The organism is Ruegeria sp., from assembly GCF_965221235.1.
In the GTDB taxonomy this organism is placed as follows: domain Bacteria; phylum Pseudomonadota; class Alphaproteobacteria; order Rhodobacterales; family Rhodobacteraceae; genus Ruegeria.
On record NZ_CBDCRS010000004.1, the window covers coordinates 2,725,864 to 2,738,204 of the forward strand.

Genomic DNA, 12,341 nt, shown 5'->3' on the forward strand with positions numbered 1-12,341 from the left:
CGAGGCGATCAATGTCGAGCTATAATGTGACCGAAGTTCTTGTCGGTGGGGCTGTTCTGGCCTGCGCCGTTGCCTTCGGTGTCTATGCAAGTCAGTCCACGGGCCTGTCGCAAAGCGCTACGGGTTATGAGTTGGGCGCATCCTTCCGCTCGCTCGAGGGTGTCGGCGTGGGCACCGATGTGCGTCTGGCAGGGGTCAAGATTGGCACCGTTACAGGTGTGGATCTGAACCCGGATACATATCGCGCGGACACCACGTTTTCAATTCGGGATGGCATTCTAGTGCCGGATGACAGCGCCATCGTAATCTCTTCGGAAGGGCTGTTGGGCGGCAATTTCGTCGAGGTGATGCCGGGCGGATCACCGTTTTATTTCGAGCCGGGCGATCAGGTCGAAGACACTCAGGGCGCGGTCAGCCTGATTTCACTGCTGGTCAAATTCGTGGCCGGGAGCGGCGACGAATGAGGCATCTGGCCCTGATCTCGGCCTTGTTGCTGGCAACCGGTGCATCGGCCCAGCAAAAGGTGCAATCCGCCCCCGGGGCGATGTTGCGGGGACTGGATAAGGTCAATGGCCAGACTGTCGATGTGGAAATCCAAAGTGGTCAGAGCGGTGAGGTATTTGGTCTGGACGTCGCCCTTGGGGATTGCCGCTATCCGGTCGATAACCCAACCGGTGACGCTTTTGCTTATCTGACGATCTGGGAAAAAGAGAAGTCAGATCAATTGTTTGACGGGTGGATGATCGCGACGTCTCCGGCCTTGAATGCGCTGGATCATGCACGTTATGACGTCTGGGTGATCCGCTGTATCACGCCATCGGGCAACTGATTCAACGGCGCGGTGAAGTCTGCGCTGGCGTTGATGGCTTCTTCCAGTTCCAGACGATACTGCGCGCGCGGAATTTCGATTGCGCCCAGCGATGCCAGATGCGCGGTCAGGAATTGTGTATCAAACAGTCGAAATCCGGTTTGGCGCAAGCGGTCCACCAGATAGGCCAATGCGATCTTTGACGCATCTGTGCGGCGCGAGAACATGCTTTCTCCGAAAAACGCCGCGCCGACTGTAACGCCGTAAACACCGCCTACGAGATGATCCCCGTCCCAAACTTCAAGCGAATGTGCTTGGCCTGAATCGTGTATCTGCTGATACAGGTCGCGTAGTTCTGCATTGATCCACGTATCGGCGCGGTCGGCGCAGCCGTCGACCACGCCCGCAAAATCCTGATTGATCGTTACTGAAAACCCGGATTTGCGGATACGTCGCGCGAGGCTCCGCGAGACGTGAAAACCGTCCAATGGGAAGACACCCCGCAACTTGGGATCAACCCAGAACAGCTCGGCAGCATCGCGGTGCTCGGCCATCGGGAAAATGCCGATGGAATAGCCGTGTAGTAGAAGTTCCGGTGAAAGGCTCATACAATATGCTCAAAGGGCGAAGGGAAAACCCTTCGCCCCCAGTATGTTAGTCGGCCATATTCTCCGCAAGCCAGCGCTCCAGCCAGTGGATGTTGTAGGTCCCGCTGTGAAGATCGGGTTCCTGCAACAGGGCATGGAACAGTGGCACGGTAGTGTCGATGCCGTCGACGATCAGCTCACCTAACGCACGCTCCAGACGTGCCAGCGCCTCGGCGCGGTCGCGGCCCTGAACGATCAGTTTGGCTATCAGAGAGTCGTAGTAGGGCGGGATTGAGTAGCCATCATAAAGCGCCGAATCCATCCGAACGCCCAGACCGCCCGGTGCGTGATACGCGGTGATCTTGCCCGGACACGGCGAGAAGTTCGGCAGTTTCTCGGCGTTGATGCGGACTTCAATGGCGTGGCCGTTGATCTCCAGATCGTCCTGACCAAACGACATCTCTTCGCCAGCGGCGACGCGGATTTGTTCACGCACCAGATCGACACCAAAAATGCCCTCGGTCACAGGATGTTCGACCTGCAAGCGGGTGTTCATCTCGATGAAGTAGAACTCACCGTTTTCATAGAGGAACTCGATGGTGCCTGCGCCGATATAGTTGATCTTGGCCACCGCGTCGGCACAGATCTTACCAATCTTGGCGCGTTCTTCGGGGGTGATGCAGGGGCCGGGGGCCTCTTCAAACACCTTTTGGTGGCGGCGTTGCAGCGAACAGTCGCGTTCACCCAGATGAACCGCCTTGCCTTTGCCGTCGCCAAAGACCTGAATCTCGATATGGCGCGGTGTGGTCAGGTATTTCTCAATATAGACCTCGTCATTGCCAAAGGCAGCCTTGCCCTCGGCGCGCGCGGTCATGAATGCGCTTTCCATCTCATCGGCGTTCATCGCGACTTTCATGCCGCGCCCGCCGCCACCGGCGGTGGCCTTGATGATTACGGGATAGCCGAATTCCTCACCGATACGCTTGGCGTCGGCCAGCGTGGGAACGCCGCCATCTGAGCCGGGAACACAAGGAACGCCCAGTTCCTTCATCGTGTCCTTGGCGGTGATCTTGTCACCCATGACGCGGATATGTTCAGCGGTGGGGCCGATGAATGTGATGCCGTGGTCTTCGACGATCTGCACGAACTCGGCGTTTTCAGACAGGAAGCCATAGCCGGGGTGGATCGCCTGTGCGCCGGTGATCTCACAAGCCGAGATGATGGCGGGAACAGACAAATAGCTTTGCGGGCTGGGCGGCGGGCCGATACACACCGATTCGTCGGCCATGCGCACATGCATCGCGTCGCTGTCGGCGGTGGAATGCACGGCGACCGTCTTAATCCCCATCTCGCGCGCGGCACGGATCACGCGCAGGGCGATCTCGCCTCGGTTGGCAATCAGGATCTTGTCGAACATGGGCGCGCCTTACTCAACAATGACCAGAGGAGTGCCGAATTCCACAGCGTCGCCGTCGCCGACCAGAATACGCTTGATTGTACCCGACTTGGGCGCGTGGATGTGGTTCATGGTTTTCATCGCTTCGACGATCAGCAGCGTGTCGCCTTCGGAAACGGATGCGCCGACCGAGATGAACGCGGGCGCACCTGGCTCGGGCTGCATGTAAACGGTGCCGACCATGGGCGAGGTCACGGCGCCGGGGTGGCTGGCCGGATCTTCCTGTACCGCTGGTGCTTCGGCAGGGGCAGCGGCTGCGGCGGGTGCAGCTACCGGTGCGACAGGCGCGGCCGCAGGAACGGCGACTTGAACCGGAGCGGCAACAGCCTGCGTTGCGCGGCTGACGCGGACATTCAGGCTGTCGTCATCGCCATATTCGCGCATAACCTCCAGTTCGGTCAGGTCGTTTTCACGCAGCAATTCGGCCAGTGCCTTGATGAATGCCACATCCGCTTCGTGTTTGGTATCTGTCATGAGTGTCCTCGACGGTTCCCCTTTGGCCCGTCTGTTACCTGCGGGCTTTGATCTAATTACGCAGCGTTATAAGCCAAGCGTCCGGCCATGAAAAGCGCAGTCTGGCCCTATTGGAAAGGGGTTTGGCCAAGAATTCGGGGGTGAGACGGGGTTAAAGCGGCATTCCCGAAAGTTTCGCCACCAGTTCCGGCAGTTTACGGGCTCCGAATTTCTCAAGCAGGCGCGCACGATAGGCTTCGATGGTGCGATAACTGAGGTTCAGTTCCATCCCGATTTCCTTAGCCGACAGGCCGCGGCAAGACAGAATGGCCACTTCGCGTTCGCGGACGGTCAGTTCGACCAACGGGCGTTCCTCCGAGATGTCAGAAAAGCTCCAGATTCCATGGCGGAAGGGGTCGTCGGGGGTCAAGGATCGCCCGCGGGCGCGGCACCAGAACAGATCACCGTCGCGACGGCGCATGACGCGTTCGTCGGTATAGTATCCGGTGTCGCGCATCACCTGAAGACTGCGCGCTCCGATGCGTTCCCAGTCGGCGACTGACGGGTAAAGGTGCAGCAGGGGCATGTTGCGGTAGTCAGCCGCCTCACCACCAAAGGTCCGGGCGAACTGCAAGTTGCAGCGCCGGATAATCCGGTTTTCCAATTCGACCAGGCCGATTGGTGCATATTCAAAGGCTGGGTCGCTCATTCCGCTATCGTGCCGGGAATTCAGTGGAATGAGAAGGGGCGGGGCGTCGATTTTGCTTCTGGTCGCCGTGTTTGCTCACAAAGCATGTTGTTAAGGATGTAAATTGAATTTGATAACGTCACCATAACCTTTAGAAACATATCAAGAGTTCTGAAAACCAATTGGGGCTGTTGAGGAGGTTCGCGAGGGAGGGGGCGAGGCCATGCGCGATACATTAACAGGCAGCCGCATCCGGGAGAGGCGCCAGATCGCCGGGTTGCGTCAGGCTGCGTTGGCGCGGCAGGTCGGAATATCTGCTTCTTACCTGAACCTGATCGAACACAACCGTCGTCGGATCGGTGGCAAATTGCTGGTCGATATCGCCGGGGCGCTGGCGGTTGAACCTTCGGTACTGACGCAAGGGATCGAGGCCACTCTGATCTCGGCGTTGCGTGAAGCGGCGGCGGATGCGGTTGGTCAACAGGCGGAACTGGACGCGTTGGAGGAATTCGCCGGGCGTTTCCCCGGTTGGGCCGGGGTTTTGGCGCAGATGCACCGTCGGGTCGTATCGCTTGAGCGCACAGTCGAGACTCTGTCGGATCGTTTGACCCATGACCCGCATCTGGCCGCGTCGATGCATGAGGTGCTGTCCACCGCTGCTGCGATTCGCTCGACTGCGGCGATCCTGGCGGACACGCAAGAAATCGAGCCGCAGTGGCGCGACCGGTTCCACAGTAACCTGCATCAGGATGCGGAACGGTTGGCCGAAAGCTCCAAGTCGCTGGTGGCCTATCTTGATGACAGCGATTCTGCCGAAGACCGCCGCGGTGTACCGCTGGAGGATGTCGAGGCCTTTTTCGATGCGAACGGCCACCATTTCCCACAAATCGAACTGGGTGGTGAGAGTGAGGATATCGACCTGACCGCTCTGGAATCGCAGTCCGCGAAGTCGCTTACACAGGATTTCCTGAGGCTATACGCAGACGATGCGCGCGCGATGCCTCTAGATCGGGTGCAGGACGCGCTGGCAGAATCGGCGTTGGACCCGTTGCAACTGGCGGCGCGGTTCTCGGTGGATCTGGCGACGGTGTTGCGACGGTTGGCAGCTTTGCCGGACGGGTATCTGGGCCGGCCTACGGGGCTGGTGGTGTGTGACGCCTCTGGCAGTATCCTGTTTACCAAGTCCGTTTCCGGTTTTGCCATGCCACGGTTCGGTGAGGCCTGCCCACTTTGGCCGCTGTTTCAGGCCCTGAACCGGCCGCTGGTGCCGATCCGGCAGCGCGTGGTTCAGCTGGGCCGGACGGCTGCCGTGTTTGACTGCTACGCTTATGCCTGGCCGCAATCCGCAGCGATCTATGACGAGGGGCCGGTCTACCGGTCCGTCATGCTGGTGCGTTCCGTCGAGGATGTGGTGCAGGACACTCAGTCGGTCGCACGGGTCGGCCCCAGCTGCCGGGTCTGCCCGCACAGCGAATGCAGATCCCGTCGCGAACCATCAATTCTGAGCGAAGGTTTTTGACAGTTTCCTGACACTGCGCGTAAGCTGACCACGACGGGTCCGCCAGACCGCGGCCTGTCACGGGGAGGACAGACAATCATGAGCCGAAAGGTTCTGTTAATTGAGGATGAGCCCAACATTGCTGAGGCCATTCGTTTCCTGCTGACGCGTGAGGGTTGGCAGGTTGAAACTCATGCCGAAGGTACGGATGCTGTGCAGGTCATTCAGGGGGCCAGCCCTGATCTGGTTATTCTGGATGTGATGCTGCCGGGCAAAAGCGGGATGGAGATTCTGCGCGATCTGCGCCAGCTTGACGGGATGCAGGCCCTGCCTGTTCTGATGCTGACGGCACGCGGTCAGTCCCGTGATCGGGAAATGGCGGAAAATGCCGGTGTCAGCCGGTTCATGACCAAGCCGTTTTCCAATACCGAGATGCTGACGGCGGTGCGCGACCTGCATGCGCAGGCAACGCAATCATGAGTTCCGGCGAAGACCGACAGCCCTCGGGCGTCCGGCCTTCGGTCTTTCTTGAACGGCAGAGCTATCGCCGACGCAGATTGTCGGATGCGGCACGGTTGTTACCTTTTCTTGGGGCCGCTCTGCTGGCCATACCGTTGTTGTGGAAAGATAATCCGGGCGTGCCTTTGTCTTCGGCGATCTTCTACATCTTTGCCTGCTGGGTGGGTCTGATCGTGGCCAGCCTTGTGTTCGGTTTTGCTGCCCGCCGCATGACGACACAGGACGAATCCGAATCTGAGACGGATCAATGGCCACGCTGAACGTTCTGATTCTGGTCTGCCTGGGCTATGTCGTGCTGCTGTTCGGCGTTGCCTTCGCCGCAGATCGGATGGCGGCGGCAGGGCGCGGGGCTTGGCTGCGGTCACCGCTGATTTATACACTGTCGCTGTCGATCTACTGCACCGCCTGGACGTTCTATGGCGCGGTCGGAAATGCGGCGCGGTCGGGATTGGAGTTCGTGACGATCTATCTGGGGCCGACGCTGGTGATGATCAGCTGGTGGTGGGGCCTGCGCAAGCTGGTTCGAGTCGGACGGAGCCAGCGGGTAACATCCATTGCCGACCTGATTTCGTCGCGCTACGGCAAGTCCAACACGCTGGCGATCTGTGTGACCATTCTGGCCGTGCTGGGCGGCACGCCGTACATCGCGCTGCAATTGCAATCCATCACCCTGTCGTTCTCGATTTTTGCCGAGGCCGATCCTTCTGGCCTCTACCGCGAAGGCTCCAGTGTATTTTGGGTGGCAGCGGGTCTGGCGATGTTCGCGATCCTTTTCGGAACCCGCAATCTGGACGTCAACGAGCGTCACCATGGGGTCGTGACGGCTATTGCGCTGGAGTCTGTGGTAAAGCTGTTTGCGCTGCTGGCGGTTGGTGCTTTTGTGGTCTGGGGCATTGCCGGTGGGATCGGTCCGATGATGGACCAAATTGACGCCTCCGAGATCGGTCAATGGAACGTGGACGCAGGCCGCTGGACTACATTTATTTTCTTATCTGCGGCGGCTTTCATCTGCCTGCCGCGCATGTTTCAGGTGATGGTCGTTGAAAACGCGGATGAGGGGCATCTGCGAACAGCGGCCTGGGCCTTCCCGCTGTACCTGCTTCTTATGAGCCTCTTCGTGGTGCCCATCGCCGTCGTCGGACTGGACCTGATGCCCGAGGGTTCGAACCCGGATCTCTTTGTGCTGACCGTGCCGCTGTCGCAGGGGAACGACTGGCTGGCGATGTTATCCTTTATCGGCGGGTTTTCCTCGGCCACTTCAATGGTCATCGTGACTGCCATGGCGTTGTCGACAATGGTTTCGAACCACGTAGTCATGCCGATCTGGCTGAGCACGCAAGAGGGGACGGGCTCGGTGTCAGGCGATGTTCGCCATGTTGTTCTGATGGCGCGGCGGATTTCGATTGCCGTGATCATGGCGCTGGGTTTCTTCTACTATCGACTGTCGGGGGGTGGGGCTGCTCTGGCCTCGATCGGTCTGGTGGCTTTTGCCGGAATTTCCCAGATTCTGCCGGCGCTTGTGGGTGGCCTGTTCTGGCGCGGGGCGACGCGCACGGGCGCTCTGGTCGGGTTGACGGTGGGGTTCCTGTTGTGGATTTACACGCTGCTGCTGCCGGGGATGGGCGGTGTTCTAATAACAGAGTCCGTCTTGCAGAACGGCCCCTTTGGTTTTAGCTGGCTGCGCCCGCAAGCCCTGTTCGGGATCGAGGGGATGGACCCGATGGTGCACACTGTCATGTGGTCACTTTCCCTGAATACGGTCGCCTTCTGTGTTGCTTCCCTGCTGAGCTTCCCCAGCCCGCTGGAACGCTTGCAGGGCGCGCAGTTCGTCAACGTCTTTGATCATTCGGTTGCACCACGTGGCTGGACCGGTTCGGTGGCGCAAAGCGAAGACCTGATGATCATGACCCAGCGAATTCTGGGTGCAGGTCCCGCGCAGGAATTCTTTCAGGCCGAGGCGGAAAATCAGGGCAGCCGTTCCAACTTGCCGGAACCCAACCCGGCCTTTCTGGAACGTCTTGAGCGTGAGCTGAGCGGGTCCGTCGGGACTGCCACTGCCCATGCGATGATTGGACAGATCGTGGGCGGATCCTCGGTTTCCGTCGAAGACCTGCTGGCCGTGGCCGACGAGTCTGCGCAAATGCTGGAGTATTCCAGCCAGCTCGAGACGAAATCGGCCGAGCTTGCCCGTACCGCCCGGCAATTGCGCGAGGCGAACACCAAGTTGACCCAGATATCGGAGCAAAAGGACAGTTTCCTCAGTCAGGTTAGCCACGAGTTGCGCACGCCCATGACTTCGATCCGGGCTTTTTCCGAGATCATGCGCGATACCGACGAGTTGGGTCCCGAGGAACAGACACGTTATGCGGCGATCATCCATGATGAGGCGCTGCGACTTACCCGGCTGCTGGACGATCTGCTGGACCTGAGCGTGCTGGAAAGTGGCCGTGTCAGCCTGAACTTGGGTGGAGACACGCTGCGTTCGGTGCTGGACCGGGCTGTGTCCAGCGCACTGGCCGGAAGCGGGCAGAACCTGACTGTCCAGCGCAACAAACCGGCTGAGCGGATACCGCTGATGACTGATCTGGACAGGCTGGGGCAGGTCTTTATCAACCTGATTTCCAATGCGCAGAAATATTGCGATGCCGATCACCCGGTTCTGACGATCTCGACCCATGATGTGGGCGGGCAGGTGGTGATCGACTTTGTCGACAATGGCAGCGGCATCCCGCCCGATGCGCGCTCGATGGTGTTTGAGAAATTCGCCCGTGTTGGCGGCGACAAAGCGGGCGGAGCCGGCCTGGGTCTGGCCATTTGTCGTGAGATCATGCAGCGTCTGGGTGGTGAGATCACCTATCTGCCGGGGCAGGGCGGCGCGGCGTTCCGGGTTAGGTTGCCATTGGCGTATCAGCAGGCCGCTCAGTGATACGGACGTAAAGACATTCGTAACCAACGTCGGGTTAGACCGGATCAGGCACAGAACACACATCGGATTCGGAGTATGACGCAGACGGTCAGCGCGGCTTTGGCGCGCAAGCTTTCAGTCGGGCAGGAAGAGCAGGGGGATAAGCCCCGCTCGGTCCTGCGGGCGCTGCGTCTGGCTTTCGCCCGCGCCGCAGGGGACCGGTTGCAACTGCCCTTGGTTGTGATTGGTGCAAAACAATCCTGCTGCACGCCGGATGCCTTGCCGGATCGGGTGGCGGAAGATTGGCTGCTGCTGCGCTTTGCGGATGATCAGGGGTTGTCAGCCGCGGTCTGTATGGATCAGGGGGCGGTCTCGGCCATTGTTCAGGTGCAGACCATAGGCGAAGTGATGGCCGACGACCCCTTGCCGCGTTTGTTCACGCACACGGATGCCGCAATGGCTGCCCCCTTGGCCGAAGAGGCGTTGTCGCGCGCTGTTGCCCTTGTCGATGCACCTGCGGATCAGACCTGTTTGTCCGGCTATGAGTTTGCCGCACGCCTTGGCGATCTGCGCACAATGTCGCTGGCGCTGGCAGAGGACGCTTACCGTGTGTTCGAGCTGACGCTGGAATTGGGCGGTGGGGTACGGCAGGGGCGGATATCAGTCTTCTTGCCGGAAAGGCTTGAGGTCGAGGGTGAGGTGGTTGCCGAAGCTGAAACCGGCCCCAATCTGGAACAGGCATCGGGCGTTTTACGGGCCGAGCTCAACACGGTGATCTGCCGCATGTCGCTGCCGCTGGCGGCTTTGTCTCATCTGGCGGTCGGTGATGTCGTGCCGTTGGCGGGGGCGCGGCTGGAGCGTGCCGAAGTACTGACGATTGACCGAACGCGCGCGGCGATTGGCCGATTGGGGCAATGCGGTGGAATGCGCGCGGTGCGGTTGAATGAATACGCATCCCTTACTGCGCTGACACAGACCGAGGCAGAAGACTTTATGGAAGCCCGTTCTTCTGTCATGGCCAGTGAGCCGCCGCCTGCACCGACAGGTATCTCGCAGGTGCCCGCTGCATTCGACACCGCGATTGCCGACGATTTGGAGACTGGCCTGAACTTTGCCGACTCAGATCAGATGGTTGCCGAGATATCGCAATTGGCCGGGCTGAGCCCGGCAGATACCGATCTGGGCCGCGACGGATAACTCAGCTGTCGCCGCGGGTTTGTTCCAGAATCGGGCGCAAGTTTTCCAGCGCGTATCCTGCTTTGGTGGTAGCGTCCAGAATGTCGTCCGTGCTCATCCGGTCGCACTGACCCAGCGCCCATACAACCGAACAGCGGGTGCCCGAAGCGCAGTAGGCCAGCACCGGCCCAGTGCAACTTTCAGACAGTTCGCGTTGCAGCGCCACGTTTTCGGGTGTCATGGTCTGATGCGTCAGCTCCAGAACTTCGTATTCCAAGCCCGCCGCACGCACAGCATCGCCTATCGCATCCGACTGCATGTCCTGTGGCACTTCGACATTTGGCCGGTTGCAGATCACTTTCACAAAACCGGCTTCGGCGATGGCTGGAACGTCCTCGACCGTGATTTGCGGCGAGACGGCGTAGCGGGGGGTAATCGGGCGAATCTCCATGGCAATTGCTTAGGCCGCGTTTGCGGCTGTGTCCAGTTGTGCGCCAAGGGGCGGAGCCGCGGCCATCCCGGCCAACATTGCGATCAGGAATGCAGCTCCGCCCACCCCGCCATAACTGATCGACGCCAGCGCAGGCCCCGGGCATAGCCCGACCAATCCCCATCCAACGCCAAATAGGGTCGATCCAATGACCAAACGGCGGTCAGCTGCGCCAGAAGCAGGCTCGGGGAACTGCCCGCCCGTCAACGGGTGACGGCCGCGCGACAGACGCCAAGCAATCAGCATTGGAAGGATCGCACCCCCCATCACAAAGGCGAGAGTGGGATCCCAACGTCCGAAAACATCAAGCCAGCCCTGCACTTTGGTCGTGTCGGTCATTCCTGAGATCAACAGACCTGCGCCAAACAATGAACCGGCAACCAGAGAGATAAGCGCGCGCATCAGATCAGCCCCCAGACATGGCGCAACAGGGCAACAGTAAGCCCTCCAGCCATGATGTAGATAACGGTCGCAATAATCCCGCGCAGGGAAAGCCGCGAAATTCCGCAGACGCCGTGGCCGGAGGTACACCCATTGGCGATACGGGTGCCCAAACCGACCAATAGCCCGGCGAGAATCACGATGACGATGTTACCGGTCAGATGCGTTTCAGCATTGGGCAAGAACAGGGGCCGCAGCAGCATGGGCATGCCGATCACACCCGCTACAAAACTCCACCGTTCCAGCGAGCGGTCGCCGCCATCGACTAACCCGCCCAAAATCCCGCTAGCCCCCATGATGCGCCCGTTGCCCAAAAGGTAGATTGCGGCGCCAAGGCCAATCAGAAGGCCTCCACCCAATCCCCAGAGCCATTCCGCTTGCATGTTCTGTCCTCTTCCCGCGTTTCAGAGCTTGTTCAGGGGCAGCTTCAGAAACACGTCACCCTGTTCGTCGGCGGGCGGCATCTGCCCTGCGCGCATGTTGACCTGCAAAGACGGCAGGATGAGTCGCGGCATCGCCAGCGTGGCATCGCGGGCATCGCGCATCTCAACGAACTCCTCGACCGAGCGTCCCTGACCGATATGGACGTTCAGGGCCTTTTGCTCGCCGACCGTTGTTTCCCAAGCGTATTCGTCGCGACCCGGCGCTTTGTAATCATGCCCGACAAAAATCCGGGTCTGGTCGGGCAGGGACAGGATCTTTTGGATCGAGGCAAACAACATCTCCGAGGATCCTCCCGGGAAATCGCACCGTGCCGTGCCGAAATCCGGCATGAACAGGGTATCCCCCACAAACGCCGCATCGCCGATCACATAGGTCAGGCAGGCGGGGGTGTGTCCGGGCGTGTGCAGGACATCGCCTCGCATTTGACCGATGTGAAAGCTGTCCCCTTCGCGGAACAGGGCATCGAACTGACTGCCGTCGCGCTGAAACTCGGTCCCTTCGTTGAAGATTTTGCCAAAGGTTTCCTGAATAGTGACGATCTGATCGCCGATACCAATTTTACCACCCAATTCCTGTTGCAGGTAAGGGGCTGCCGACAGGTGATCCGCATGGACATGACTTTCCAGTATCCATTCGACCCGCAGGCCGTTTGCCCTCACGTATTCGATGATCTGATCGGCCGATCCCGTGCCGGTTCGGCCAGAGGCGTGGTCGAAATCCAGAACGCTGTCGATAATGGCGCAGGCGACGCCTTCGGGTTCCCGAGCCAGATACGAAACCGTAAAGGTTTCGGGATCAAAGAACGCTTTTACCTCTGGTGTCATCTTGCCCTCCGCTGGCTCTGTGCTTTTATATATTAAATATGGAATATATTGT

General features: G+C 59.7%; 15 protein-coding genes. 7 read left to right on the plus strand and 8 right to left on the minus strand.

All coding sequences use genetic code 11. The features are described from left to right. Positions 1-11 precede the first annotated feature (11 nt). Both mlaD and ACOQOY_RS16910 read left to right on the plus strand, forming a co-directional pair. A complete protein-coding gene (mlaD, locus tag ACOQOY_RS16905) occupies positions 12-464 on the plus strand; it encodes an outer membrane lipid asymmetry maintenance protein MlaD (RefSeq protein WP_420586519.1) in 453 nt (150 codons plus the stop codon). Then, positions 461-829, plus strand: coding sequence for a DUF2155 domain-containing protein (locus ACOQOY_RS16910; protein WP_420586520.1), 369 nt, complete (start codon positions 461-463; stop codon positions 827-829). Before mlaD ends, ACOQOY_RS16910 begins: the two co-directional genes overlap by 4 nt. Here ACOQOY_RS16910 and aat read toward each other — a convergent pair. The 4 genes from aat to ACOQOY_RS16930 all read right to left on the minus strand — a co-directional run bounded on the left by aat (position 784) and on the right by ACOQOY_RS16930 (position 4,013). Continuing rightward, positions 784-1,416, minus strand: a complete 633-nt coding sequence (aat, locus tag ACOQOY_RS16915) for a leucyl/phenylalanyl-tRNA--protein transferase (protein WP_420586521.1) — start codon at positions 1,414-1,416, stop codon at positions 784-786. The two genes, ACOQOY_RS16910 and aat, sit on opposite strands and share 46 nt — an antisense overlap. Before the next feature lie 46 nt (positions 1,417-1,462). Further along, positions 1,463-2,812 carry an acetyl-CoA carboxylase biotin carboxylase subunit gene (gene accC / locus ACOQOY_RS16920; RefSeq protein ID WP_420586522.1) on the minus strand — a complete coding sequence of 450 codons (1,350 nt, stop codon included), beginning with the start codon at positions 2,810-2,812 and terminating at the stop codon, positions 1,463-1,465. A gap of 9 nt (positions 2,813-2,821) precedes the next feature. Next, complete coding sequence (accB, locus tag ACOQOY_RS16925; protein ID WP_420586523.1) at positions 2,822-3,325, minus strand: acetyl-CoA carboxylase biotin carboxyl carrier protein; 504 nt, start codon at positions 3,323-3,325, stop codon at positions 2,822-2,824. A 151-nt stretch (positions 3,326-3,476) separates the two neighbouring features. Then, positions 3,477-4,013: a LuxR C-terminal-related transcriptional regulator gene (locus tag ACOQOY_RS16930; protein WP_420586524.1), complete on the minus strand. Its 537-nt coding sequence runs from the start codon at positions 4,011-4,013 to the stop codon at positions 3,477-3,479. Between the two features lie 202 nt (positions 4,014-4,215). Between ACOQOY_RS16930 and ACOQOY_RS16935 the strand changes: the two genes are divergently transcribed. From ACOQOY_RS16935 to ACOQOY_RS16955, 5 genes are all read left to right on the plus strand, one after another. Beyond that, the gene (locus tag ACOQOY_RS16935) at positions 4,216-5,511 is read left to right on the plus strand and encodes a short-chain fatty acyl-CoA regulator family protein (protein ID WP_420586525.1); all 1,296 of its coding nucleotides are present in this window, start codon (positions 4,216-4,218) and stop codon (positions 5,509-5,511) included. 78 nt (positions 5,512-5,589) lie between these two features. Further along, positions 5,590-5,970 carry a response regulator transcription factor gene (locus ACOQOY_RS16940; protein WP_420586526.1) on the plus strand — a complete coding sequence of 127 codons (381 nt, stop codon included), beginning with the start codon at positions 5,590-5,592 and terminating at the stop codon, positions 5,968-5,970. Further along, positions 5,967-6,269: a hypothetical protein gene (locus ACOQOY_RS16945; RefSeq protein WP_420586527.1), complete on the plus strand. Its 303-nt coding sequence runs from the start codon at positions 5,967-5,969 to the stop codon at positions 6,267-6,269. Before ACOQOY_RS16940 ends, ACOQOY_RS16945 begins: the two co-directional genes overlap by 4 nt. Continuing rightward, positions 6,257-8,935, plus strand: coding sequence for an ATP-binding protein (locus tag ACOQOY_RS16950; RefSeq protein WP_420586528.1), 2,679 nt, complete (start codon positions 6,257-6,259; stop codon positions 8,933-8,935). Before ACOQOY_RS16945 ends, ACOQOY_RS16950 begins: the two co-directional genes overlap by 13 nt. Before the next feature lie 75 nt (positions 8,936-9,010). Beyond that, positions 9,011-10,111, plus strand: coding sequence for a FliM/FliN family flagellar motor C-terminal domain-containing protein (locus tag ACOQOY_RS16955; RefSeq protein WP_420586529.1), 1,101 nt, complete (start codon positions 9,011-9,013; stop codon positions 10,109-10,111). 1 nt (position 10,112) lies between these two features. Here ACOQOY_RS16955 and ACOQOY_RS16960 read toward each other — a convergent pair whose 3' ends face one another. From ACOQOY_RS16960 to ACOQOY_RS16975, 4 genes are read right to left on the minus strand one after another with little or no spacing between them, the layout of a single operon-like run. Continuing rightward, positions 10,113-10,541: a TIGR01244 family sulfur transferase gene (locus ACOQOY_RS16960; RefSeq protein ID WP_420586530.1), complete on the minus strand. Its 429-nt coding sequence runs from the start codon at positions 10,539-10,541 to the stop codon at positions 10,113-10,115. A gap of 9 nt (positions 10,542-10,550) precedes the next feature. Then, entirely contained in the window at positions 10,551-10,982 is a 432-nt protein-coding gene (locus ACOQOY_RS16965) for a DUF6691 family protein (protein WP_420586531.1), read from the minus strand. Beyond that, complete coding sequence (locus tag ACOQOY_RS16970) at positions 10,982-11,404, minus strand: YeeE/YedE family protein (protein ID WP_420586532.1); 423 nt, start codon at positions 11,402-11,404, stop codon at positions 10,982-10,984. Before ACOQOY_RS16970 ends, ACOQOY_RS16965 begins: the two co-directional genes overlap by 1 nt. A gap of 21 nt (positions 11,405-11,425) precedes the next feature. Further along, on the minus strand, positions 11,426-12,289 hold the full coding sequence (locus tag ACOQOY_RS16975; RefSeq protein ID WP_420586533.1) for an MBL fold metallo-hydrolase: 864 nt from the start codon (positions 12,287-12,289) through the stop codon (positions 11,426-11,428). Between the last annotated feature and the right edge of the window lie 52 nt (positions 12,290-12,341).